Origin of the sequence: uncultured Chitinophaga sp., assembly GCF_937898475.1 — a bacterium.
Lineage (GTDB): Bacteria > Bacteroidota > Bacteroidia > Chitinophagales > Chitinophagaceae > Chitinophaga.
In genome coordinates, this window is sequence record NZ_CALEJS010000012.1 from 236,082 (window position 1) to 260,853 (window position 24,772).

The 24,772-nt window shown below is 52.0% G+C and carries 18 protein-coding genes; 9 read left to right on the forward strand and 9 right to left on the reverse strand.

The window, feature by feature from the left end:
• Nucleotides 1-66 precede the first annotated feature (66 nt).
• A complete protein-coding gene (gene purE / locus Q0577_RS04365; protein ID WP_298733173.1) occupies nt 67-522 on the reverse strand; it encodes a 5-(carboxyamino)imidazole ribonucleotide mutase in 456 nt (151 codons plus the stop codon).
• A 173-nt stretch (nt 523-695) separates the two neighbouring features.
• Between purE and Q0577_RS04370 the strand changes: the two genes are divergently transcribed.
• Nucleotides 696-1,091, forward strand: a complete 396-nt coding sequence (locus Q0577_RS04370; protein WP_298733174.1) for a response regulator — start codon at nt 696-698, stop codon at nt 1,089-1,091.
• 49 nt (nt 1,092-1,140) lie between these two features.
• Here Q0577_RS04370 and rpe read toward each other — a convergent pair whose 3' ends face one another.
• The 5 genes from rpe to thrA form a co-directional block, all read right to left on the reverse strand.
• Nucleotides 1,141-1,800, reverse strand: a complete 660-nt coding sequence (gene rpe / locus Q0577_RS04375; protein WP_298733175.1) for a ribulose-phosphate 3-epimerase — start codon at nt 1,798-1,800, stop codon at nt 1,141-1,143.
• Nucleotides 1,801-2,064: 264 nt separating this feature from the next.
• Entirely contained in the window at nt 2,065-3,069 is a 1,005-nt protein-coding gene (locus tag Q0577_RS04380; protein ID WP_298733176.1) for a tetratricopeptide repeat protein, read from the reverse strand.
• A gap of 382 nt (nt 3,070-3,451) precedes the next feature.
• Nucleotides 3,452-4,759, reverse strand: coding sequence for a threonine synthase (thrC, locus tag Q0577_RS04385; RefSeq protein ID WP_298733178.1), 1,308 nt, complete (start codon nt 4,757-4,759; stop codon nt 3,452-3,454).
• Between the two features lie 2 nt (nt 4,760-4,761).
• Nucleotides 4,762-5,694, reverse strand: coding sequence for a homoserine kinase (locus Q0577_RS04390; RefSeq protein WP_298733179.1), 933 nt, complete (start codon nt 5,692-5,694; stop codon nt 4,762-4,764).
• Between the two features lie 95 nt (nt 5,695-5,789).
• On the reverse strand, nt 5,790-8,240 hold the full coding sequence (gene thrA, locus Q0577_RS04395; protein WP_298733181.1) for a bifunctional aspartate kinase/homoserine dehydrogenase I: 2,451 nt from the start codon (nt 8,238-8,240) through the stop codon (nt 5,790-5,792).
• A gap of 547 nt (nt 8,241-8,787) precedes the next feature.
• On the opposite strand from thrA, the gene Q0577_RS04400 reads away from it, so the two are divergent.
• Nucleotides 8,788-9,945 carry a homogentisate 1,2-dioxygenase gene (locus tag Q0577_RS04400; RefSeq protein WP_298733183.1) on the forward strand — a complete coding sequence of 386 codons (1,158 nt, stop codon included), beginning with the start codon at nt 8,788-8,790 and terminating at the stop codon, nt 9,943-9,945.
• A gap of 69 nt (nt 9,946-10,014) precedes the next feature.
• Here the strand turns inward: Q0577_RS04400 and Q0577_RS04405 are convergent, their stop codons facing one another.
• From Q0577_RS04405 to Q0577_RS04415, 3 genes are all read right to left on the reverse strand, one after another.
• Complete coding sequence (locus Q0577_RS04405; protein ID WP_298733185.1) at nt 10,015-11,484, reverse strand: hypothetical protein; 1,470 nt, start codon at nt 11,482-11,484, stop codon at nt 10,015-10,017.
• The gene (locus tag Q0577_RS04410; RefSeq protein WP_298733187.1) at nt 11,484-13,229 is read right to left on the reverse strand and encodes a hypothetical protein; all 1,746 of its coding nucleotides are present in this window, start codon (nt 13,227-13,229) and stop codon (nt 11,484-11,486) included. The genes Q0577_RS04405 and Q0577_RS04410 overlap by 1 nt, the downstream gene beginning before the upstream one ends.
• A gap of 322 nt (nt 13,230-13,551) precedes the next feature.
• Nucleotides 13,552-14,112, reverse strand: coding sequence for an HD domain-containing protein (locus tag Q0577_RS04415; protein WP_298733189.1), 561 nt, complete (start codon nt 14,110-14,112; stop codon nt 13,552-13,554).
• A gap of 135 nt (nt 14,113-14,247) precedes the next feature.
• Between Q0577_RS04415 and Q0577_RS04420 the strand changes: the two genes are divergently transcribed.
• The 7 genes from Q0577_RS04420 (at nt 14,248) to Q0577_RS04450 (ending at nt 24,542) form a co-directional block, all read left to right on the forward strand.
• On the forward strand, nt 14,248-15,252 hold the full coding sequence (locus Q0577_RS04420; protein WP_298733190.1) for an aldo/keto reductase: 1,005 nt from the start codon (nt 14,248-14,250) through the stop codon (nt 15,250-15,252).
• Between the two features lie 532 nt (nt 15,253-15,784).
• Nucleotides 15,785-16,912 carry a 4-hydroxyphenylpyruvate dioxygenase gene (gene hppD / locus Q0577_RS04425; protein ID WP_298733192.1) on the forward strand — a complete coding sequence of 376 codons (1,128 nt, stop codon included), beginning with the start codon at nt 15,785-15,787 and terminating at the stop codon, nt 16,910-16,912.
• Between the two features lie 367 nt (nt 16,913-17,279).
• On the forward strand, nt 17,280-18,029 hold the full coding sequence (locus Q0577_RS04430; protein WP_298733194.1) for a L,D-transpeptidase family protein: 750 nt from the start codon (nt 17,280-17,282) through the stop codon (nt 18,027-18,029).
• A gap of 267 nt (nt 18,030-18,296) precedes the next feature.
• Nucleotides 18,297-18,872 (forward strand): gluconate 2-dehydrogenase subunit 3 family protein, encoded by a 576-nt coding sequence (locus Q0577_RS04435; protein WP_298733196.1) that lies wholly within the window; start codon nt 18,297-18,299, stop codon nt 18,870-18,872.
• Between the two features lie 131 nt (nt 18,873-19,003).
• On the forward strand, nt 19,004-20,701 hold the full coding sequence (locus Q0577_RS04440) for a GMC family oxidoreductase (RefSeq protein WP_298733198.1): 1,698 nt from the start codon (nt 19,004-19,006) through the stop codon (nt 20,699-20,701).
• Nucleotides 20,702-20,801: 100 nt separating this feature from the next.
• Nucleotides 20,802-22,499 (forward strand): GMC family oxidoreductase, encoded by a 1,698-nt coding sequence (locus Q0577_RS04445; protein WP_298733200.1) that lies wholly within the window; start codon nt 20,802-20,804, stop codon nt 22,497-22,499.
• A gap of 246 nt (nt 22,500-22,745) precedes the next feature.
• Nucleotides 22,746-24,542 (forward strand): beta-galactosidase family protein, encoded by a 1,797-nt coding sequence (locus Q0577_RS04450; protein WP_298733202.1) that lies wholly within the window; start codon nt 22,746-22,748, stop codon nt 24,540-24,542.
• Nucleotides 24,543-24,772: the final 230 nt, after the last annotated feature.

Below are 24,772 nucleotides of genomic sequence, written 5' to 3' on the forward strand. Positions count from 1 at the left end.
TTTACGTTTGATTTGTAATATAATAATTACTGTTCAAACCGGATAGCATCAGCTGTTAAGCCTTTACTAAATCCGGAAGCCATTCTGCTTAAAAGCTTCCAGCTTTTCTGCTATCGCCGGGTTGCCCAGGGCGAGTATACGTGCCGCCAGTACTGCTGCATTCCTGGCGCCTGCTTTGCCTACTGCCAGTGTCCCAACAGGTATGCCTGAAGGCATTTGCACAATAGAATATAAGGCATCTATGCCGCCGGGTAATCCACCTTCCAAAGGTACGCCTAATACGGGTAAGTGTGTATAGGCAGCTACTACGCCGGGCAGATGCGCCGCCATACCAGCCGCTGCAATGATCAGGCCATAACCGTTCTGCGGTGCGGTGGTCACCGCTTCCCTTACTTTTTCAGGATTACGGTGGGCAGAGGCCACCACCATGTCGCCAGTGATGTTGAAATACTGGAGATAATTCTGTGCTTCCTGCATAACAGGCTTGTCGGTTTCCGAACCCATTAGAATCAATACCTTCATCTGTAGTTGTTTTTGCGGGCAAAGATAGGGGTTGTGGGTGAGATTTTCAGACGATGGTTGGATAGCCGATCGTCTATTGTTCATGGTCCATGGCAGAGCGCGTAACTCACTATGGTCCATGCACTATGGACTAGAAAATTATTCTTACATTTAAGTTTGAACAATCCCCTACTATGAACCGGCTCAATTTGATTTTCATCGTGGATGACGATCCGATACATCAGCAGATTGCCAAGATCATGATAGACAGACAGGGGATCAGTAAGGCCATGAAAACTTTTTCGGACGCCCGTGAAGCCCTGAATTACCTGCGGGACAATGGCCAGAACAGCGATGAGCTGCCAGATGTTATACTGCTGGATCTTAACATGCCCGTTATGGACGGATGGGATTTCCTGGAAGAATATACCGGGTTCTACAACTCCCTGTCCAGGGATATCAGTATCTATGTCCTCACTTCGTCTATTGACGAGAACGACCGTGAGCGCGTAAACGCCTATTCCTTTGTAAAAGGCTATCTGACCAAACCATTGTCCAGGGACATTATATTACAGTTGGCGCAAAATTAATTACCTGAACTTTTGATTGTGTCCCAACGCTGCTGGTCTCTTCAAACCTTCAAACGTTTCGGAGTTGTTTGATGATGGCCTCCGGGTTGGAGGCGGAGAATACCGTGTTACCGGCCACCAGTACATCCGCACCGGCTTCCACGATGCCGGCGGCGTTGTCTACAGTGATGCCGCCGTCTACTTCTATCAGGGCATGGGCCTGGTGCTCATTAATCAGTGCCCTCAGCCGGCGCAGCTTGGGAAGGGTTTGCGGAATGAATGTTTGTCCGCCGAAACCGGGGTTCACACTCATCACCAGTACTACGTCTATATCACGGATCACGTTCTCCAGGATCTGTACGGGCGTATGCGGGTTTAACGCCACGCCGGCTTTCATTCCCAGTGATTTTATCTGCTGTATGTTGCGGTGCAGGTGCACACAGGCTTCCGCATGTACGGTGAGTATATGTGCGCCGGCTTTCTGAAAAGCTTCCGCGTACTGTTCAGGGTGTTCTATCATCAGGTGCACATCACATACCTTACTGGCACGCCGCGTTACCTGCGAAATAACGGGAAGGCCAAAACTGATATTGGGCACAAAGCGCCCGTCCATTACGTCCAGGTGCAGCCATTCCGCCTCGCTGCGGTTCACCATATCCACCTCTTTCGCCAGTTCCAGGAAATTAGCCGCCAGCAAAGACGGCGCTACTATTACATGCTTCTTTTCCATACCGTAAAGCTAAAGGCCAAAGGCCAAGATCAAAATTCAAATACCAAATTCCAAAATTCAAATACCAAATTCCAAATACCAAAAAAATGAATTCCAAGCCCCAAGGTCCAAAGTAAAATTACAAAATCCAGGTACCGGGTACCAGATTCCGGTTCAATATACCAAATTCCAACACAGGATGATCATCCCCCCTTGTTTGGAATTTGGATTTTGATATCTGGCATTGAAACGCTACTTCGCCTTTGGAATTTGGTATTTGGAATTTTACTTTGAGATTTCCCCCAAAGCCTTGATGGCGGCCGTATAATCTCTCTTAAAAGAAATGGCTTTCCTGTAATCATCTGCAGCAGCGGCCAGGTTACCCAGCTGCTCATAGCACTGTCCGCGATAGTAGTAGGCTTCGGCTTCGTTGGGCCGCGCCCGTGCCGCCAGGTTGAAGTAGGAGAGCCCTGCTTTCCATTGGCGGCGGGCGGTTTCCTGTTTACCCAGGGCAATGTATGCCGGGGCATAGCCGGGATCTGTTTCCACACAGCGTTTATACGTGGCAGTAGCTTCCTTTGTTTTACCCAGTGCTTCATAATACCTGGCCAGTTCAAAGAGCGGATCGGCATTGGTAGGGTCCAGCTCCAGGGCCAGCTCATAGTATTGGGGGGCATCTGTTGCACGGCGTGCATGCAGCAGGTCTGCCAGCTCGAGTACGGCGTTGTACTCGCTTTCCTTACCCGCTGCTGCGATGGCGGCCTTCAGGTGGGCGATGGCCCGGGTAGTATCTTTCTGGTCTTCCGCAATACGGGCCTTCAGGTAAAAGGACTGGGGAACAGCCTCCTTTTGCTGCCCCATTACCGCTGCCAGGCTGTCTGCCCGCTTATAATGTCCTTTCTCGATCCAGGCCGTAGCCAGGCGGTATTGCAGGTACGGATTGCCTGGCAGGGTGTGCAGGGCCTGCTCAAAATGACCCGCTGCCTTCTCATACTGCTCTGTTACCAGTGCGGCTTCACCGGCGCCCGCCCAATGGTCTGTTGCCTTCGGGTCAAGCTGGGCTGCCTGCTCAAAATCGTTCAGGGCCAGGGCCGGGTCGGTATTGAAAAGCAGCAGTCCCCTCCGGAAGTACAGGTTAGCATTGTCCGGGAACTGGCGGATGGAGTCTGTCAGCGGTAACAGCAGGGCGCTATGCAGCACAGAGTCCCCGGGCTTGTCCGCCTCCCGGCGGGTACCCTTTTGCTGACAGGCAAGGCATAGGAGCAAAAATAACAGCGGCAGATATTTCATAAGATCAGTCTAAACAAGGCACGAAAATAAGAAGGATAGGGAATAAAACTAATATCCTGCCGTGTATAAATGCCCGTTTATCCGGCAGATGTACACCCCAGGTCTGATGTGGGCGTATTCCTGCAGGGTCTGTTTATCCTCGCAGCCATCGGGTTATCATAGGGATAACTGCTATCTATATAAGATAGCTTTCATCCTGGTTACAACCTGACTATATCCAGCTTACATATAGCTTACATCCTCGGGAAAGCGCCGAACATAGAGCGTTTCCGGGGAGTGCCCGACTGGGATATTGACGAATCTCAACCAGGTAGGGCCTGAAAACACGAAAGGCTGGCCATACTGGCCAGCCTTTCTATGAGGTAAATGAAGGGCGATCCGCTTAGAAACGCATCATCCATTCTTTAAGTGCCTGGTAATCATTGGGTAGTAATACGGCATGTTTGGGTTGCGCATACAGGGCTTTTACCCTTTGCGGCACCTCGATGGCGGCCTGCAGTTCCCGGGGGGCCGTATCGGCAAATTTTACCGGGTGGGCGGTTTCCAGGAAGATGCCGCTCACAGGTTGGCCCTGTTGCTGCAGGTATTGCTGCAAACCCAGGTAGCCTACGGCCCCGTGGGGGTCCAGCATATAGCCATGGGCTTTCCATACCTGTTCCATGGCCGCCAAGGTTTGCTGGTCTGTAAAGCTGTAGGATGACATCTGCTGCTGCAGTGAGGGCAGGCTGTTGGAGAACAGCTGCAGGATGCGCACAAAATTGCTGGGGTCTGCCACGTCCATGGCGTTAGACAGGGTAGGGGTAGCCGGGTGCGGTTCATATTGCCCGCTGCTCATAAAGCGCGGCACGGTGTCGTTCACATTGGTGCTGGCTACAAAATGTTTTACGGGGAGGCCCATGGCGGTGGCCATGATCCCTGCACAGATATTGCCGAAATTGCCGCTGGGTACCGAGAATACGATCTCCGGGTTCCATCCTTCCACTTTCACCTGTTTGCAGGCCAGGAGGTAGTAGAACATCTGCGGCAGCCAGCGGGCCACGTTAATGGAGTTGGCGGAGGTCAGCAGGCAGCGCTGCTGCAGCTCCTGGTCCAGGAAGGCGGTCTTCACCATCCGCTGGCAGTCGTCAAATGTACCCTGGATCTCCAGGGCGCTGATATTGCCGTCGAGGGTGGTGAGCTGTTTTTCCTGCAGGGTGCTCACTTTCCCGCTGGGATAGAGGATCACCACGCGAACGCCGGGTACGTGGTGAAAGCCCGCCGCTACGGCGCCCCCGGTATCGCCGGAGGTAGCCACCAGTACGGTAACGGGCCTTTCGTCATTACGGCGGAAATAGCCCAGGCAGCCGGCCATAAAGCGGGCGCCTACATCTTTAAAGGCCAGGGTAGGGCCATGGAACAGTTCCAGGGCATAAACGTCTTTTTCCACGGGGCGCAGGGGAAAAGGAAAGCAGAGCGTGTTGTGTATGATACTTTGCAGGGTGGCGGCAGGGATCTCCTTACCCACAAAGGGCTGGATGGCCCTGTAGGTAATGTCAAAATCGTCATAGTTCTCCAGGTAGTGCACCAGATCTTTTTCCAGTTCCGGGATATGGTCCGGGAAATACAGCCCCTTATCGGGGGCCAGTCCGGCTACTACGGCCTGTTCAAAAGATACGCGGTGACTGTTATCGTTTAAGCTATAATACTGCATACTTAGTTGTGTGTTAAAATTTTAACGCCTTCCTTATTGATGGGCGACACGTGTACTTTATATTCTACTCCCAGCGGGGCATACACTGTATCCATGGTGGCAGCCACCTGCCTGGCGGTAGCTTCTCCCTTGCTTAGCATGAACACGGAAGGCCCGGAACCGGAGATGCCGCCGCCCAATGCGCCCGTTTCCTTGCATTTGAGCTTCAGTTCATAAAAGGCGGGGATCAGGATGGCGCGTACGGGCTCCACGATCACGTCTTCCAGGGCGCGGCTGATCAGGCCATAGTTCTGCTGATAGAGGCCCGCTATTAGGGCGCCCACGTTGCCCCACTGGCGGATGGCGTCTGTCATCAGCACTTTCTGTTTCAGTATTTCACGGGCGTCTGAGGTTTTTACTTCTATCTGGGGGTGGATGACGGTCACCCACAGATCATCGGGGGTGTGCAGCCCTGTAATGTCCAGGGGCTTGTAACTTCTTACCAGGGTAAAGCCCCCCATGATAGCCGGCGCCACGTTGTCTGCATGCGCCGCGCCGCTGGCCAGTCTTTCCCCTTCCATGGCAAAGCGTACCAGCTGTTTGGGTGTGAAGGGCTGTCCCAGCAGGTGGTTGGCGCCCACTACGGCGCCTGCGGAGCTGGCGGCGCTGGACCCGATACCGCTGCCGGGCTGAATATTTTTGAAGATCTCTACCTCAAAACCTGTTTCCGGGTTGTCATATTTCTGCAGCAATGCCTGCAGGGCCACACCCGCCACATTCTGTGCGGCATCGGTAGAGAGTTGTGCGCCGTGTACTGCTTTGATCTGCACACCGGGGATCTCGCTTTTCCGGATGATCATCTCATCGCCGGGGGCATCCATCGCCAATCCTACTACATCAAAGCCGCAGGCTACATTTGCAACGGTAGCGGGGGCAAATACTTTTATATAGTCCATTTGTCTGTTTTTATATTGAACGCTGAAGGCTGCACGCTGCCTGTGTTTTGCGCTGAGCGTTTAGCGCTTCGCGTTATGCTTTATGCGTACAGCGTTTAACGTACCGTCCTGATGATGTCCGCAAAAATGCCGGAGGCTGTTACATCGGCGCCTGCGCCCGCTCCTCTTACGATCAGCGGTTGCTCGCTATACCGGTTGGTAGTGTAAAGTACGATATTATCCTTGCCTTCCAGCTTGAAGAAAGGATGATCCGGCGCAACGGATTGCAGTCCTACGGAGGCTTTGCCGTTCTCATAGCGGGCCACGAACTTCAGCCGTTTGCCTTCCTTGTCGGCCTGCTGCCGCAGCTCTCTGAAGTGCGCTGCATGTACATCCAGCTGCTCATAGAAGCCGGCTACGGAAGGGGCTTCGAGGCAGGCGGGCGGCAGGAAGGAGTGGTTGGTAATTTCGTTCAGCTCCATTACTGCGCCGCTTTCGCGTGCCAGTATCAGGATCTTGCGCATCACGTCTGTACCGCTGAGGTCTATACGCGGATCCGGCTCTGTATAGCCTTCATCCTGTGCGGCCTGCACCACATCCCTGAAGGAAGCATCGCCGGTAAAGTGATTGAATACATAGTTAAGGCTGCCGGATAATACCGCGGCAATGCTGTTCACCTTATCGCCGCTGCGTATCAGGTCGTTCAGGGTGTTGATCACCGGGAGCCCTGCGCCCACATTGGTTTCGAAGAGGAAAGAGGCATTATAGCGGCGTGCCAGGTCTTTCAGCTTTTTATAGGCCGCATAGTCAGACGAGCAGGCGATCTTGTTACAGGTCACCACGGAGATACCGTGCTGCAGGAACTCCCCGTATACGGCTGCTACATCTGCACTGGCGGTATTATCCACAAATACGCTGTTGCGCAGGTTGAGGGACTTTATTTTCTGCACAAAGGCCCACATGTCGCTGGGTTCGCCCTTTTCCTGTAATTGATCGCGCCATTGGGAAAGCTGTATGCTTTCATGGCCGAACAGCATTTTGCGGCTGTTGGCAATGCCGGTTACCCTTATCTGCAGGCCCAGCTCCTGTTGCAGGTAGTTGTGCTGCTGCTCCAGCTGTTCCAGCAGCTTGCTGCCAACGTTGCCTACCCCGGCAATGAAAACGTTCACCTGTTTGAGCGGTTCTTCAAAGAAGGCTTCGTGGATCACGTTGAGGGCTTTCTTGATATCGGCCCGGTTGATCACGGCAGAGATGTTCTTTTCGGTAGAGCCCTGTGCAATGGCGCGAACGTTGACACCGTTGCGGCCCAGAGCACCGAACAGCTTACCGCTGGTGCCGTGGTGGTTCTTCATCTTATCGCCCACAACGGCCACAATGCACATATCCCTTTCCACCAGCAGCGGTTCTATCTGCTTTTCCTGGATCTCCTGCGCAAACTCGCTGTCTACCGTTGTTTTGGCTTTCAGCATATCCGCTTCGTGTATGCCTACGGTGATGGAGTGCTCGGAAGAGCTCTGGGTGATGAGGACCACGTTGATGCGTTCCTGTAACAGTGCGTCAAAGAGGCGTTTGGAGAAGCCGGGTATACCGATCATGCCGCTGCCTTCCAGGGTAAGCAGGGCAATATGCTGAATACCGGAAATACCGGTAACGGGGTAGCTGCGGTTATGGCCATCCTGTACATGGATCAGGGTGCCATAATCTTCCGGGGCAAAGGTGTTCCTGATCCAGATGGGAATGCGTTTATTCATTACCGGTTGGATGGTGGGAGGGTAGATCACTTTGGCGCCGAAGTGCGACAGCTCCATGGCTTCTTCGTAGCTGATATGGGGAATGGGAATGGCCTGGGATACGAGGCGCGGGTCGGCCGTCATCATACCACTAACGTCGGTCCATATATCCAGCACTTCCGCGTTGAGTGCGGCGGCCATGATAGCGGCGGTATAGTCAGATCCGCCGCGGCCCAGGGTAGTGGTCTCGCCTTCGGGCGTAGCCGCCACAAAGCCCGGTATCACTACATAGTCGGCCTTTTCTTCCTGGAAGTATTCGCCTATCTGGTGATTGGTAGCTAAGAAGTTGACGTGGGCGGCGCCAAAGTGGGCGTCTGTCAGGATCAGTTCCCGGCTGTCTTTCCAGGTGGCCGGGGCGCCCAGTTGTTTCAGCTTTTCTGTGAGGAGGTAGGATGACATCAGTTCTCCAAAGCTCATGATCTTGTCGAGCGAGCGTTTGCTCAGTTCTCCCACCTGGAAAATACCATCGCAAAGGATCTCGAGGGCATTGAGTTTTTTCTTTACCTGGCTTATCAGGCTGCTCTGGGCGGTGATAGGGAAGAGGGTGCGGATAGTGTCGAGGTGTTGGGTCTCGATCTCTGCCAGTAGCTCCTTGTATGGTTCCTGCGATTGTCCGGCCAGCTGACCGCAGCGGATCAGCTTATCGGTGATGCCGCTCATCGCCGAAGCCACGATCACGAAGCGGCCCTGGGGCTTCTGATGGAGTATGATATTGCAAACCTGTTCTATGGCCCTGGTACTGCCCATGGAAGTACCTCCGAATTTTAATACCTGCATGTAAAAGCGTATTTGTGCGTACAAAAAGATGATCTCCCTTCCGGGAACTTACCACGTTGCTGGTGGTCATTGGGTGATATGTTAACATTAACCCCGGAGCGGGGTTGTAATGGTGGTAGTGGTAATAGTGCTGATGCCGGCCCCGGAGAAGGAGCGGGAAACAGAAGTGAAATATGTGGATTTCAGTAGCACTATTAAGGATTTTTTACTTTTCCACAACAAAAGTGGTTATTTTATCCCGAAAAAACAATTGAATTGTCAAAGTTTTGAAATTATTTAAAGAAACGTTTGAAAGTTTGAGGGTTTGAAAGTTTGAAGGCGTCCCAAACGGGGAGGTTATCTTCAAACTTTCAAACTTTCGATATATTTGAGTGGCGTTATGACTTACTTCCGCAACTTTACATATCACATCGATAAGCGAAAATGGAAATACTATTTCCTGCTGGCCACGCTGGCGATGGATTCGGTGATGCCTGCTACAAGGTAGGCCTGCTTCGTGGCTGCTGCCCGTTTCTTCTATACTATCATACATCAAAAACATTTTAACATGCCTCAATATCATCGGCTGGGACAAATTCCCCATAAACGTCATACCCAGTTCCGTAAGCCGGATGGCAGCCTGTATTCAGAACAGCTGTTCTCTACGGAAGGGTTCTCATCGCATTATTCATTGTTGTACCATTGTCATCCGCCCACGGAGATCATAAAAGTGGACGAACCTTACCCGGTTGCGCCCCGCATCGCAGAAGAGAAGATGCTGAAGCACCGCAGCTTCCAGGGCTTCCAGGTTCAGCCGGTAGCAGATTTCCTGGAGAGCCGTAAACCGGTGCTGGTGAACAGCGATTGTCATATCTCGCTGGCGGCGCCGCAGCAAAGCATGCAGGATTATTTCTACAAGAATGCCGATGCGGATGAGCTGATCTTTGTGCATGAGGGCAGCGGTATATTGCATACGCAATACGGGCAGCTGCCTTTTGGTTATGGGGATTACCTGGTGATCCCCAGGGGTACTATTTACCAGATAGCTTTCGCCGGCAGTGAGAACCGTTTATTCATCGTAGAATCGTTTAGTCCTATCCGTTTCCCCAAACGGTACCTGAGCCAGTATGGCCAGCTGATGGAGCATGCGCCCTTCTGTGAACGCGATATCCGCCAGCCGCAGGACCTGGAAACCATTGACCAGGCAGGTGATTTTGTGATCAGGATCAAAAAAAAGGGGATGATGTACCCCATTCATTACGCGCATCATCCGTTTGATGTAGTGGGCTGGGATGGCTGCGAATATCCTTTTGCGTTCTCTATTCATGATTTTGAGCCGATCACCGGGCGGGTGCATCAGCCACCGCCGGTGCACCAGACCTTTGAGGGCACTAATTTCGTGGTATGTTCTTTTTGTCCAAGGTTGTTCGACTATCATCCGCAGTCTGTTCCTGCGCCGTATAATCACAGCAATATAGACAGCGATGAACTGCTGTATTATGTTGATGGCGATTTTATGAGCCGCAAGCATGTGACGAGGGGAATGATCACCCTGCACCCGGGCGGCATACCGCATGGGCCGCATCCCGGCGCGGTAGAGAAGAGTATTGGCGCTAAGGAGACAAAGGAACTGGCGGTGATGGTAGATACTTTTCATCCGCTGCAGATCACGGAGGAGGCGCTGAAGATAGAAGATGCAAAGTACGTGATGAGCTGGGCGGAGTAATATTGCCGGAAAATTTCAGGGGCTGACACAGTGGATGGTCAGCCCCTTTTCAATTATTGCCCCCTTTATTTATTGCTTCTTTTTCTTCGCTGTTGTTTTGCCGGGATAACCGGCGGTTCCTATGGCAAAGCTGAAATCGGCGGCCCAGTTGGGTGTTGTATCCTGCAGGGTGGGCGCGATGCTTGCATACTGGTGGCAACCGGTGCAGGTGGTGGTTTGCGCATAGCTTTCCAGCGTGGCATTGGCTACGGGAATGGTAGGCTGCATACCGCTCAGGTATATGGGAACGGTATCCGGCCGCCGGGGATTATCTGCCGGGTCGGATGACCAAATCACATTTACCAGCTGGTAGTTTTGCCATACAGAACCCGGGTAAGCCGCAGCAATAGCCGCCTGCATGGTACTGTTGGCCGCCTGGGCGTTATTGTCTATCGGGGTAAGCCTGGTTATCTGTATGGGTACGGGAGCAGGCCCGCCTTTGGTAAGATAGTAAGGAGGCGAGGTGTTAGGCGTACAGGTAACGGTAACCGGTGAGCTGCTGTCTTTCGGCGTAACCGTTACGGGCTGGCAGTTGGGATTATAGAAATTATAAGCCACGGTATCACCGGCCCCGCTGCCATCGGGTACATTATCGATATGCTCAAATGTAGCCCATACCCAGGTAGGCTGACTCTCCGTTTTGTGAAGGATATGCAGTCCTACCAGCGCCACCTGCGTAAAGCGGTATGCTCCCGTTACCGGATCAACTACGGCGGCATTGGACCGTTTATAACGGTTCCATTTTGGGTTACCCGTATCCGTTATTTCCATCCAGGCGGCTTTGAGCTCAATCGCCCCGGTTGGCCCGTTTGGATAGGAGCCCATAGGAAATACGATCGGCTTTCCTTTTTTGATGGCGGCCAGCTGGTTATTGGCGTTGTAGTATTTGTTCTTCACCACGAAGTTGTAGATATCCTGGTTTTCGCGGATCTCATACCATATGTTGGTGCCGTTTTGTGCGCCCAGCCAGTTAGGGCCAAATTCGGGGGCGGCTTCCTGGTCGCTCTGCGGGCCAAACCGTTGTGTGCCTGTTGCATTGAACTTGGAAGTGGCAGACAGCAGCTTGGTGACGGTGCCCAGCCGCTTATCCAGTTTCAGGACATTGGCCGATAAGGGCAGCAGGTTACTGCCGCCCCAGGGCGGTGGCGCTGCGCCATCGGGCGGATAGAGCTCTTCTGCAGTAATGAAGGTTTCCCATTGTACCGGCCCCAGGTCTGTACTGTCGCCAAAACCTGCGCCAGGCGTAGTGGGCCAGTTAAGGGAAATGAACTCCCACCATCCAAAGCAGTCTGCATTGGGTTGGGACCCGAAAAGCGGGGAGTCGCCGGGCACAATAGAGTCAAATGGAATGGTAAGAGCGCTGCATTGGCAGGATAAGGGAGCCGTACGGCTGGCTGCGGGCTTATGTAATGCCGCAGATGCCAGTGCAATGAAAAGCGCCAGGATGGCTGCAGCGGCCCATGGCCGCCGCAGCGATATAATTTGCTTAAAACTGCTCATTAGTAACCTCCTTTTTTTATGGTACCGGCACTCACCACATTCAGCGCTGCAGGGTAGGCGGCCTGTTGCGGCTGACCGGCGTTGGTGATGTATACGTTCCTTAATCCCGTTTGGGCGTCTGCGTTAATACTCACGTTGATGAACAGTGCTGTTGCGGGGGAAGGATAGGAGTTACCTGGTGTTGCATATGTGATGGTGTCTACGGAGGTAATGGTGGCCGTAATGTCGTTACCGTCGAATGTTACGGCGGGCCAGCTGCCGGGGTCACCGGGCGTGGCCTGAACGGTGGCGCCCAGCAGCACCATCTGCAGGTTGCTGGCGCCCTGTTCTGCCAGCGGTGCGATCAGTGTGCTGTTGCTGATGAGGGCCATGGGTTCATTTACCGGGTTGGGTACCGGTGTATTTGCCATTGCTGTAAATATATCCTGGTAAAGCAGCTGTAAGGGTTGTGCGTAGGTGCTTTCAGGCGGGGTGTTCTTACAGCAGTCCTGCACAGCGGGCGCTGGTTGCGAAACGGCAGCCGCCACGATCTGCATATCAAAGGTCTTGGCAATCTGCCCGGCCCATTGAATCGGCTCCCCGTTTATCGTGATATCTGAAACCGTATAGTTCTTACTGGCGGGCACTTCAAATGTAGCATGCAGGATAAAGTTGCCTGGCAGGGTAACGCCGTCAACGGTCAGTGTTTCCTGTCCGCGTACAACCGTCCAGAAAGTGGAGGCAGGCGTGCCATCGGGTGTTGCGTAACCGCTGAAGTTGGGCAGCTGGATATACAGGCCCGGTGGGTTGGCAAGCGTAACGGCATTATTGAGTGCTACCAGCTTGTTTACACTCTGGCCAATATTAGGATCGCTGTTGCGGTGTGGCTGCCCGGTTTGATCGCAGCAGATCAGTTTATTGGCATTGTCATTACCGCTGATGCGCTGAGAAGTGGTTCCGGCCGCTTCGCCTATTTCTGTCTGCAAGGTATTCGGTGTAGCGGTAAGGTGCATAGCGCCGCCTCCGTTGCTGTCTGATGCGGTGCCGAAGTTCCATTTGTTCAGCGGGTTATAGGCAGGCCTGCCGGTAGAAGGGTCTGTTACTATATTACCTTCGGGGCCGTAGAGGTACAGGTCTTCCAGTTGGATCTGGTCTTTGTTCAACGTGCTGCGATAGAGCTCCAGCACCCGTTCGGGAGAGATCATCCACAGGCTGTTCCAGTACTCGGGGTTTTCACAGGTGAAATCAATCCTGGTGATTTGCCCGCTGCTGTTCCTGGTCACCGCCCATTCGCAATACTCGTCCTGCCATCCGCGGGGGCCGTAAGGGCCATAGGGTTTAGGCTTCGCCGGTAGGCCGCTGCAGGGGTTTTTGGTGATGTCGGGAAAACTGGTGGTTCCATCAAGCTGGTAACCCGTATCAGCCAGGGAAAATACCTCGTTTACAGACAGGTGTGGAAAATAATAACTGATACGATTGGGAAAGGCATTCCACTGGATCTGGGCCAGCGGCGGGTTAGGCGGCAGCGGGGTGACAGCTGGATTGATGTAATTGGTAATGCCGGTAGCATTTGTCAGGTTCCAGGGATCACGGACAATGGCCTGTTGCGTGAAGCCGTTCACGTTAGTGTTCCATTGGGTGTTTAACGCGGCCTGTTTTGCGGGATCATCCGGAAAGTCCTGCTGGGTGGCCGGGGTGAGGAACTGGAAACCGGTACCGGTTGGTTGGGGCGCAGTTTTGGGCGCAGATTGAACTGTGGAGGACATGATGTTATGGTTTAAAGTGAAAGAGTAAAATGGTTATTTGAGGCATGGAGGTTATGACAGGCACGCAAAATGGTGCTTTCACAGACAATCTTGTATGTTCTTTATAAGAGGTACTGTATAGTGGTGTAAGGGTTTACTGTTAGTATATAGCGAAATGCCGGTGTTGCAGTGTCCTATTCTGAGGGAATGTTGTATAGTGCCTGGTCTGCTAAAACGTACTGTATATACGAATATAGGGATTTTCATAACACGAACATCAGGCGCTTACAAAATTGAAAAAAAAATTCAGGCCGGCGATGATGTTGTTGCAGCGGGCAGATATTTACTTACGCCTATTTAACCGGGTCAGTGCATCCTGCACAATGGCGGTTGCTTTTTGACGAAGCGCGGCATTTCCTTTCGTCATGTTTTTCAGCAGCGCGCTGCCTTCGGCGAGGAATACCCTGGCAAAGTCCGGGTCCTGTTCAGAGATACAGGTAGCGTTGTCGAGGATGTCGGCATATTTGATGGTCTGTGCATCGGCGCTGATACGTTCCATACGTTCCAGCTCTTTTGCTTTTCTTTTCCGGCGGTTCCACTGAGGATACTTCGCTTTTACATACACATCTGTCAGCTCTTCTACCAGCAGCAGGGTGCGGTTCACCTGCTGAGGGGGCATCCACTGGGCCAGGAAACCTGTTATGGCGTCTTTGCCCACATCAGTATCCTCCAGTACGTCATGCAGCAGGGCAGCCGCCTGCATGGGGATGTCTGCATGATGTTGCCGCACGAGCTCCATGACGCGTAGCGGATGTACGATATAACGATCCGGTGTATATTTACGGGTCTGTTCTCCATGCGCTTTATCCGCAAAATCTTTCACCTGTTCCAATACAGTTTCCATGTAAAGCAACTATTCAATTAAATATAAAAGTACTATCAAAAAAAATACCTTTCCTGCTTTCTGCAACCATGTATTTACAACTATCTTTGGTGCCGTTGTTTTATGGACCCTTTCACCATTAAATCATTCAATTATATGGAATACAGGCAACTAGGAGAGAGTAATTTACAGGTATCGGCTATTACATTCGGCGCATGGGCCATCGGAGGATGGATGTGGGGCGGCGCAGAGCGCAGGGATGCGCTGGAAGCCATCAGGGCTTCGGTAGACCATGGCGTCACTTCAATAGATACCGCGCCCATCTATGGACAGGGACTGAGCGAAGAGATCGTAGGCGAAGCCCTGAAAAGTATTCCCAGGGATAAGGTGCAGGTGCTCACCAAATTTGGTATGCGCTGGGACCTGGCCAAAGGTTCCCTGGCCTTTCAGAGCCAGGACAACAGCGGCAGGAATATCGACATCTACAAATATGCGGGCAGGGATAGTGTGATCAAGGAATGTGAAGACAGTCTCAGGAGACTTGGCACTGATTATATCGACCTGCTGCAGATCCACTGGCCGGATGTAACCACGCCTATTTCCGAAACCTTTGAAGCCGTGCTGCGTTTACAGGAGCAGGGTAAGGTGCGGGAAGCCGGCGTGTCTAACTATAACGTGGCACAGATGAAGGAAGCGGAGCAGACTATCCGCCTGGCCTCCAACCAGGTGCCCTTCAGCATGGTTGAAAGGAGTATCGAGCAGGAGCTGGTGCCTTACTGTATTGAGAACAAAAAAGGTATCCTTGCTTACAGTCCGCTGCAACGTGGCATCCTGACGGGTAAGATCAAACCGGGGCACAACTTCGGCGCGGGCGATCATCGCCCTACCACCAGGTTCTACCAGCCGGAGAACCTGGCGCGGATCAATGCCTTCCTGGATGAGCTGCGGCCTATGGCGGAAAGCAAGAATGCCACCCTGGCCCAGCTGGTGATCCGCTGGACCATTGAACGTCCGGGTATTACCGTGGCGCTGGTAGGCGCGCGGGATGCCAACCAGGCGATACAGAATGCAAAGGCGATTGAAGTGAAGCTGAGCCCGGAGGAGATCAATTTTATTAATGAAAGGTTGTATAAAGTGGAGCTGGTGCAGCCGGTGAAGTAGGGGGGACATTTGTCCCGTTATTATGAGCCGCGCAAGTGTGCGCGCGAGGCGCGACGAAGCAATCTTTTAGACGGCAAAAGGCAAGCAACAAACGCAATCACCATTGTTTTTTCAAAAGATTGCTTCGGCCCGGCTCCCCGCCCGGGCCCTTCGGGCCTCGCAATGACGGCGTTGAAGACCCATTCCCTCCACACCCCTCAGCCGCCCTTCAAATTTCCCTCTCCGAATCAAACTTTTTCCGTATACTTGCATTAGCAACTATTTCAATGCTACACCTGCATACATATAACAGCGCTGACCAGCGCCATATTAAATACTACTTCCTGATGGCTACACTGGCCATGGATTCGTTTGCTGCCTGATAAGGCGTCCCTGCTGCCCTGCGGGTAGTTATTCCTGTTTTCATATTTGCGGTTTCCATTACCCCCGGCATCAGCGCCTGCCTGTAAAACATGGGTCATACACCATTGCATCCTGCTTCATTATACATCATCGATCATACACCAAAACAATCTATTTAAAGCTTACAGATATGGATATAGCTACTGCTAAAGCCCTTCCTGCCCAGGCACAGGATTTTCTTCCCCTGAATGGTACTGATTACGTTGAATTTTATGTAGGCAACGCCAAACAGGCCGCCCATTTCTACAAAACCGCTTTCGGATTCCAGTCCGCCGCTTACGCCGGACCCGAGACCGGCGTGAAAGACCGGGCCTCCTATGTACTGGTACAGAACAAATTACGTTTTGTGCTCACCACCCCGCTGAGATCCGGTAATGAGATGTCTGCCCATATTGAAAAGCATGGCGATGGCGTAAAAGTGCTGGCCCTCTGGGTAGACGACGCCCGCCTGGCTTTTGAAGAGACCGTTAAACGCGGCGCAAAGCCCTATATGGAGCCTGCCGTGGAAAAAGACGAGTTCGGCGAAGTGGTGCGCAGCGGCATCCATACCTATGGCGATACCGTGCACATCTTCGTGGAACGCAAAAACTACAAAGGCCCCTTTCTGCCCGGTTACAGGGAGTGGAAGACGGTGTACAATCCAACGGAAACCGGCCTCCAGTATGTAGACCACTGCGTAGGCAATGTAGGCTGGAATGAAATGAATACCTGGGTGAACTATTACGCCAATACCATGGGCTTTCACAACCTGATCTCCTTTGACGATAAGGATATCTCCACTGAGTATTCTGCTTTGATGAGCAAGGTGATGAGCAACGGCAATGGCCGTGTTAAATTCCCTATCAACGAGCCGGCAGAGGGCAAGAAGAAATCACAGATCGAAGAATACCTCGATTTTTACGGCGGCCCCGGTGTACAGCACGTTGCTATCGCAACTAACGATATTATCCATACGGTGACCGAACTGCAGAAAAGAGGCGTAGAATTCCTGACCGTGCCCGGCTCTTATTACGACGAGCTGCTGGACAGGGTAGGGAAGATTGATGAAGACATCCGCCCGCTGCGTGAGCTGGGCATACTGGTAGACAGGGACGAAGAGGGGTACCTGCTGCAGATCTTCACGAAACCTATTGAAGACCGCCCCACGGTGTTCTTCGAAATCATCCAGCGTAAAGGGGCCAGATCCTTTGGTAAAGGCAATTTCAAGGCATTATTCGAATCAATAGAAAGGGAACAGGCTTTAAGAGGGAACTTGTAAATTATCCGTTCCGCATCTGATCTGTGATGCTGTTTCCGTTGTAGTTAAATCTCCAGGCTGTTGCTACTTTGCGACAGCCTTTTTTGTATTTTGGCGGCACAGGGCGTTAAGCAATATTCTTTAGTATAGCACGTTAGTTTTATGAGAACACAAACATTATTCGGTATCTTGTTCCTGCTGGGAGGGATTTTTCAGTCGATTACCGCCTACCTGATCTACCAGGGCCATGATCATTATATTTTACGATTTGCCAACCGTAAACTTGGTATGATTATATATATTATTTTTGCATTGTTATTGTTTTTACTGGCTTATATAAACCTGTTCTAGTTTATAGCAGACGTCTTAAAATTTTGTTAAAAAGTATATGAAGCGGATCATAGTAGCGGTATTGCTGATGTTGAGCGTTTATGGTGTACAGGCCCAGCAATCGTTCCTGGACAACCAGAAGCTGTTCCCCAAGGTGGGCATGGCTTTCAGGGAGAAGGAAGAGGTCCTGAAAAAGGAGTTTGAGAAGAAGGGGCTCACTTACCCGGCCAGGTATATCTTTTTACGTTCCTTTAAGCTGGACAGCGAGCTGGAGGTATGGGTAAAAAATAATGTGAACGATACTTTCCGCCTGTTCAAATCCTACCGGGTGTGCACCCTGTCGGGTAAAATGGGCCCCAAACGCAAGGAAGGGGACCGCCAGGTACCGGAAGGGTTTTATTATATCAACGACTTCAATCCCAACAGCAATTACCATCTTTCACTGGGGCTGAACTATCCTAATTATTCTGACAAGATCCTGAGTGATCCGAAAAAGCCGGGCGGCGACATCTACATCCACGGCAGCTGCCTCACCATTGGCTGTATCCCCCTGACAGACGAGTATATAGAGGAAGTATACATCCTGGCTGTAAACGCCAAGAACGCCGGACAGGATTTTATACCGGTGCACGTCTATCCCGTCAAATTCGGTAATGTCCGCTCCATGGACTACCTGGGCGGCGTTTCCCTCACCGACAACTCCTCCCAGCAATTCTGGGTAGAGCTGAAAAGCGCTTACGACTATTTCGAGCAACACCACCGCCTGCCAGTTGTTCTCGTAGACAACAAGGGCAAATACGTGATGTAATTAACAGTTAATAACAAATAATCCTGGAACGAATGTCAAAAGAGACACCGGTTCCAGGATTATTTGTTAATTATCCCCGGTCATTTATTCATTTCCCCCCGCAAGTGCCCGGTGGGCCACCGGACATGTAATTTTTAACTGCTAATTTTTAATTATTAATTACCTTGATGCCAGTGTCTTGTGAGGCACAGGTTTCGTGATTATTAATTCGTAATTTTTAATTATTAATTATTATTTTGAGGCGAAAGGTCAAATCAATTTACTATTATGAATAGAAGAGATGCCATTAAGAACGTTGCCATCCTCCTTGGCAGCGCCATTTCTGCTTCCACGTTAGCGGCCCTGGAGGGCTGTAAAAGCTCGGCGCCGAAGAACTACGCCCTACAGGCGCCGGAGACCAAATCCATCCTGGCTGAGATAGCGGAAACCATTATACCCGAAACGGATACGCCCGGCGCAAAAGCCGCAAAGGTAGAGGAATTCATCGTAACCATGATGAGCGATTGCTATGAGCAGAAAGACCAGCAGCTGCTGCTGGACGGTCTCAAAAAAGTAGATGAGGCCAGCGATAAGCAGTACAGGAAAAAATTTGTGGACCTGAGTCCGGAAGAGAAAACAGCCGTGCTGACAGAGATAGACAAGGAGCGGGTGGCTTACAATAAAAGGGAGAACAAGCAAAATGAAGATCCTACCCACTATTTCCAGTATATCAAAGAACTGACCCTGCTGGGATACTTCACCTCCGAGCCAGGCGCTACCAAAGCCCTGCGCTACGTAGCCGTACCGGGTAAGTACGAAGGCTGCGTTCCTTATAAAAAAGGCGATAAGGCCTGGGCAACATGATAAGCTAGCTATTGGCTATTAGCTGGGGCGAATGATTGCCTATGTTAGATTGTAATCTTGATTTTATTTGTAACCTTCAACTTAGCTAGCGGCTAACAGCTAACAGTTAAAGTTGACATCAATTAAATTCCATGAATCTGAATATAAAAGCGCAGGATCAGAATACCTTTGACGCAATTGTAATAGGCTCAGGTGTGAGCGGCGGCTGGGCTGCCAAAGAACTGACCGAAAAAGGTCTGAAAGTGTTGATGCTGGATCGCGGCAAGAAACTGGAACATGTTAAGGATTATGACACCGCTACCAAAGATCCCTGGGAATTTCCGCACAGGGGCCGTATCACTGTAGCGCAGAAGGAAACACACCCTAAGCTGAAACGCGACTATCCCTACAGCGAGCATAACGAAAAATTCTGGATCAAAGACTCCGACAGTCCGTATAACGAGGTAAAAAGATTTGACTGGTACCGTCCTGATATCGTGGGTGGTAAATCCATCATGTGGGGCCGCCAGTCTTACCGCTGGAGTGATATTGATTTCGAGGCCAACCTGAAAGACGGCATTGCGGTTGACTGGCCGATCCGTTACAAAGATATTGCGCCCTGGTACGATTATGTGGAGCGCTTCGCCGGTATCAGCGGCCAGGCAGAAGGGCTGCCCCAGCTGCCCGACGGTCAGTTCATGCCTGCTATGGAAATGAACTGTGTTGAGAAGGAAGTGAAGAAAAGGGTAGAAGAAAAGTTCGGCGGCCGTAAGATCACCATGGGCCGTGTGGCTAACATCACCAAACCTCTGCCCGGCCGTTCCGCCTGCCAGTTCCGTAACCTGTGCAGCCGCGGTTGTCCCTTCGGCGCTTACTTCAGTACCCAGTCGTCTACGCTGCCCGCAGCCGTAGCCACCGGCAACCTGACCTTAAGACCGGATTCCATCGTGAACTCCATCATCTATGATGAAGCAAAAGGCAAGGCTACCGGTGTAAGGGTGATAGATACCCACACCAAACAAATGACAGAGTACTACGCCAAGATCATCTTTGTGAACGGCTCTACCCTGGGCACCACCTTCGTGCTGCTGAACTCTATCTCCAACCGTTTCCCGAATGGTTTGGGTAATGACAGCGGCGTACTGGGTAAATACCTGATGGACCACCACTTCCGCACCGGCGCTTCCGGTACCGTGGAAGGATTTGAAGATAAATATTTCTACGGCCGCCGCGCAAACGGTATCTATGTACCGCGTTACCGCAACATCGGCTCTGACAAACGTGATTACCTGCGCGGCTTCGGCTACCAGGGAGGCGCCAGCCGCAGCAGCTGGGCACGCGGCGTAGCAGAAATGGGCGTAGGTAAAGACTTCAAGGATATGCTGACAGAACCCGGTAACTGGACCATGGGCCTGGGCGGCTTTGGCGAATGCCTGCCTTATGAAGACAACGTGGTAACACTGGATACCTCCGTGAAAGACGCCTGGGGACAACCCGTACTGAAATTCGATGCAGAGTTCAAGGAGAATGAAATGAAAATGCGGAAGGACATGATGAACGATGCCGCCGAAATGCTGGAAGCAGCCGGTGCAAAAAACATCCATACTTACGACAACGGTTCATATCCCGGTATGGCCATCCACGAGATGGGCACCGCACGTATGGGCCGCGATCCTAAAACATCCATCCTCAACGGCTGGAACCAGATGCATGCAGTAAAGAACGTGTTCGTGACAGACGGCGCCTGTATGACCTCTGCCGCCTGCGTAAACCCCTCACTGACCTACATGGCCTTAACAGCCAGGGCAGCGGATTACGCGGTGAAGGAATTGAAGAAAGGAAATATATAAAATACAGCTGTTAGCTTTTGGCTATTAGCTTTTAGCCCGTTACCCGCATATCAGGAACCTGCTAAAAGCTAATAGCCAAAAGCTAACAGCTTTTAAAGCTATGCATCTCAACATTAAGGCACAACAGGAAAACACCTACGACGCTATCGTAGTAGGTTCGGGGATCAGCGGCGGATGGGCCGCCAAGGAACTTTGCGAAAAAGGACTCAAAACACTGGTATTGGAAAGGGGACGTGATGTAAAACACGTAGAAGACTACAAAACCGCCATGAAGGCGCCCTGGGAGTTTGCCCACCGGCTGCAGTTCACCAATGAAATGAAGGAAAACTTCCCTATCCAGAGCCGTTGCTACGCTTTTGATGAAGCCACCCAACAGTTTTGGGTGAACGACCAGGAAAACCCCTATAACGAAATTAAGCCATTTAACTGGCTGCGCGGCTACCAGGTTGGTGGCCGTTCCCTTATGTGGGGCCGCCAGGTATACCGCTGGAGCGATATCGATTTTGAAGCCAATGCAAAAGACGGTCACGGGGTAGACTGGCCTATCCGCTACAGGGATATTGCGCCCTGGTACTCCTACGTTGAATCGTTCATTGGCGTGAGCGGCCAGGCGGAAGGCCTGCCACAGCTGCCGGATGGCGAGTTCCTGCCTCCCATGGAAATGAACTGCCTGGAGAAACATGTGGCTGCCCGCATCCGGGAAAAGTATCATGACCGTATTATCACCATTGGCCGTGTGGCGCATGCCACCAAACCGCATAACGGCCGTCAGTGCCAATACCGTAACCTTTGCGCCCGCGGATGTCCCTTCACCGGGTATTTCAGCAGTAATGGCGTTACGCTGCCTGCGGCCGCTGCCACGGGTAATCTCACCCTTCGCCCTGACAGCATTGTAACAGAAGTGATCTACGATGAACAGAAAGGCAAAGCCACCGGCGTACGGGTGCTGGATGCCCATACCTTACAGACGGTGGATTATTACGCTAAAGTGATCTTCCTGAATGGTTCTACACTGGGCACCAGCTTTATCCTGCTCAATTCCATCTCCAACCGTTTCCCGAATGGTTTTGGCAATGACAGCGAACAGGTAGGCCATAACCTGATGGACCATCACTTCGGTGTAGGTGCATGGGGGATGTATGAAGGTTTCGAGGATCAGTATTACAGCAGCGGGCGTCGTCCCAACGGCATTTACATCCCGCGTTTCCGTAACGTAAGCGCTGCCACCAGGCAGAAAGACTATGTACGTGGTTTTGGCTACCAGGGCGGCGCAAGCCGTGGCCGCGGTATTCCCGGAACAGACGGCGTGGGTGTTGCCTTCAAGGAATCCCAACTGGCGCCGGGGCCCTGGGATATGGGCATCGGCTCCTGGGGAGAGCACCTGCCTTATTACGGGAATAAGGTCACCCTTAACAAAAATAAAAAAGACAAGTACGGTCTGCCCACACTTGATATCGACTGCGAGTTCAAGGAAAATGAGCTGGCCATGCGGAAAGATATGCTGGAGAGTGCAAAGGAAATGCTGGAAGCAGCGGGATTGAAGCACGTGAGCGGCTATGATCAAATGCCGCCTCCCGGTCACTGTATCCATGAAATGGGTACCGCACGTATGGGTAAAGATCCGAAGACCTCTGTGCTCAACGGATGGAACCAGGTGCATGCAGTGAAGAATGTGTTTATTACCGATGGATCCTGTATGGCGTCTTCTGCGTGTCAGAATCCGTCTATTACCTATATGGCCCTGACCGCAAGGGCCTGTGATCATGCGGTGAAGGAGCTGAAGAAGGGGAATATTTAGGAAAGGGCTTAGCGCAGCGCGCGACGAAGGAACTCTTTGAAGAAGCAATTCTTTAAATGGCAAAATGGTCTTCAGTCGCCGTCATTGCGAGCCCGAAGGGCCTAAATGGCAAATGGCAGGCAATAGTGTAATCATCAGCGTTTGCTGGTTAAAAGATTGCTTCGCCGCGCGCTGCGCCAGGCTTTGCTCCTCCTAGCCATGACGGGGGCTGAAGCCCTTTATACCATGCTAATTTTTATCTGAACAATGAGACCAGTTTTACTTTTACTGCTTTGCTGGACAACCCTATCCGTGTCCGCACAGCGCAAACACACCTTTGCATTATCGAAGTCTGACTTTTTGCTGGATGGCAAACCATTCCAGATCATCAGCGGGGAGATGCATCCCGCTCGAATTCCGTACCAGTACTGGAAACACCGTATCCAGATGGCGAAGGCCATGGGTTGTAATACGATAGCCGCCTATGTGTTCTGGAACTACCATGAGCAGGAGCCCGGGCATTTTGATTTCAGCAGCGGCAATCATAACATCGCTGAATTTATTAAGCTGGCGCAGGAAGAAGGGATGTGGGTACTGCTGCGTCCCGGTCCCTATGTATGTGCAGAATGGGAGTTTGGCGGTTTGCCGCCTTACCTGCTGCGCACACCGGATATCAAGGTGCGTTGTATGGACCCGCGCTATATGGAGGCAGTGGAGCGTTATGTAACAGCGGTGGCCGCACAGGTGAAACCGCTGCTGGTTTCGCAGGGAGGCCCCATCATCATGGTACAGGTAGAGAATGAGTATGGCAGCTATGGTAACGATAAACAATACCTGCAGCGCCTGAAGGAGCTGTGGCAGCAGAACGGTATTGACGTGCCTTTCTATACCGCCGACGGACCCACCGCCTTTATGCTGGAAGCCGGTACGGTAGACAGCGCCGCCATCGGCCTTGATTCCGGCAGCTCTGATGCTGATTTTGCGGCAGCCAAACGCCAAAACCCCGATGTGCCTGCTTTCAGCGCTGAATCTTACCCGGGCTGGCTGACCCATTGGGGCGAGAAATGGGCCAGGCCCGATCCCGCAGGCATCCTCCGGGAAGTGAAATTCCTGATGGATAAGCGCTATTCTTTCAACCTGTATGTGATCCACGGCGGCACCAATTTCGGTTTCTCTGCCGGCGCCAATTCCGGCGGAAAGGGCTATGAGCCGGATCTTACCAGCTATGATTATGATGCCCCCATCAATGAACAGGGTAATGCCACACAAAAATATATGGAGCTGCGCAAACTGATCGCTTCCTATTCAGGCAAAGCGCCCATGAAGATGCCTGCGCCCATCCCCACCATCACTATTCCCGCCATCCCGCTGGTACCATTTACCAGCGTATGGGAACATCTGCCGCAGGGAGTGCCTTCCGTGCAGCCCAAACCATTTGAAGCTTACGGGCAGGACTATGGTTTTATGCTGTACCGCACCACCCTTATAGGGCATAAGAGCGGCAGGCTGCAGGTAACGGAGCTGCATGATTATGCCACCGTCTTCCTGAACGGCCAGTACATTGGTAAGATAGACCGCCGGCTGGGAGAGAACAGTATTGAGCTGCCCAAAACGGAGGTGAAAAATCCTGTGCTGGAGATCCTGGTAGAAGGAATGGGCCGCATCAACTTCGCCCAGCAGCTGATAGACCGTAAAGGCATTACCGAGCGGGTAACGCTGAACGGCATGACGCTGATGAACTGGGAAGTTTTCGGCCTCCCGATGACAGCACAATATGTGCAGGAACTGAAGGCTACCGGCGGCGCCCAGGAAAGGCCCGGACAGTTCCTTAAAGGCACTTTTAAACTCTCCCGCGTTGGAGATACCTATATTGACGTTTCAGGGCTTAAAAAGGGCGTATTATGGATAAATGGCCATAACCTGGGAAGGTATTGGGAGATAGGCCCCCAGAAACGCCTGTATTGCCCGGCTCCCTGGCTGAAAAAAGGCACCAATGAGATCGTGGTGTTTGACCTGCATCAAACGGCGCCTGCTTCGGTAAGCGGAGCAAGGACACTGGAATAATGAGCCGTTAGCTGTTGGCTGTTAGCTGTTAGCGGGTGATGCTGCAGCTAACAGCTAAGTGCTGGCTGCTGACAGCTGGCAGCTGGCAGTGGGCCAGCTCATTATTTTTTTGCTATTGTCAGTGTAACTCCATTTGCTTTTTCCAGCGGAAACACTTAACTTACGATAAGTAGTCTTTTTTCACCAACAGTAACCGGGCAACTAACTACATTCTATCGACTGGCAATTAA

Excerpts from the sequence above, each read along its gene's own strand:
- purE (WP_298733173.1), bottom strand. The coding sequence starts at position 522 with ATGAAGGTATTGATTCTAATGGGTTCGGAAACCGACAAGCCTGTTATG.
- Q0577_RS04370 (WP_298733174.1), top strand. The coding sequence starts at position 696 with ATGAACCGGCTCAATTTGATTTTCATCGTGGATGACGATCCGATACAT.
- rpe (WP_298733175.1), bottom strand. The coding sequence starts at position 1,800 with ATGGAAAAGAAGCATGTAATAGTAGCGCCGTCTTTGCTGGCGGCTAAT.
- Q0577_RS04380 (WP_298733176.1), bottom strand. The coding sequence starts at position 3,069 with ATGAAATATCTGCCGCTGTTATTTTTGCTCCTATGCCTTGCCTGTCAG.
- thrC (WP_298733178.1), bottom strand. The coding sequence starts at position 4,759 with ATGCAGTATTATAGCTTAAACGATAACAGTCACCGCGTATCTTTTGAA.
- Q0577_RS04390 (WP_298733179.1), bottom strand. The coding sequence starts at position 5,694 with ATGGACTATATAAAAGTATTTGCCCCCGCTACCGTTGCAAATGTAGCC.
- thrA (WP_298733181.1), bottom strand. The coding sequence starts at position 8,240 with ATGCAGGTATTAAAATTCGGAGGTACTTCCATGGGCAGTACCAGGGCC.
- Q0577_RS04400 (WP_298733183.1), top strand. The coding sequence starts at position 8,788 with ATGCCTCAATATCATCGGCTGGGACAAATTCCCCATAAACGTCATACC.
- Q0577_RS04405 (WP_298733185.1), bottom strand. The coding sequence starts at position 11,484 with ATGAGCAGTTTTAAGCAAATTATATCGCTGCGGCGGCCATGGGCCGCT.
- Q0577_RS04410 (WP_298733187.1), bottom strand. The coding sequence starts at position 13,229 with ATGTCCTCCACAGTTCAATCTGCGCCCAAAACTGCGCCCCAACCAACC.
- Q0577_RS04415 (WP_298733189.1), bottom strand. The coding sequence starts at position 14,112 with ATGGAAACTGTATTGGAACAGGTGAAAGATTTTGCGGATAAAGCGCAT.
- Q0577_RS04420 (WP_298733190.1), top strand. The coding sequence starts at position 14,248 with ATGGAATACAGGCAACTAGGAGAGAGTAATTTACAGGTATCGGCTATT.
- hppD (WP_298733192.1), top strand. The coding sequence starts at position 15,785 with ATGGATATAGCTACTGCTAAAGCCCTTCCTGCCCAGGCACAGGATTTT.
- Q0577_RS04430 (WP_298733194.1), top strand. The coding sequence starts at position 17,280 with ATGAAGCGGATCATAGTAGCGGTATTGCTGATGTTGAGCGTTTATGGT.
- Q0577_RS04435 (WP_298733196.1), top strand. The coding sequence starts at position 18,297 with ATGAATAGAAGAGATGCCATTAAGAACGTTGCCATCCTCCTTGGCAGC.
- Q0577_RS04440 (WP_298733198.1), top strand. The coding sequence starts at position 19,004 with ATGAATCTGAATATAAAAGCGCAGGATCAGAATACCTTTGACGCAATT.
- Q0577_RS04445 (WP_298733200.1), top strand. The coding sequence starts at position 20,802 with ATGCATCTCAACATTAAGGCACAACAGGAAAACACCTACGACGCTATC.
- Q0577_RS04450 (WP_298733202.1), top strand. The coding sequence starts at position 22,746 with ATGAGACCAGTTTTACTTTTACTGCTTTGCTGGACAACCCTATCCGTG.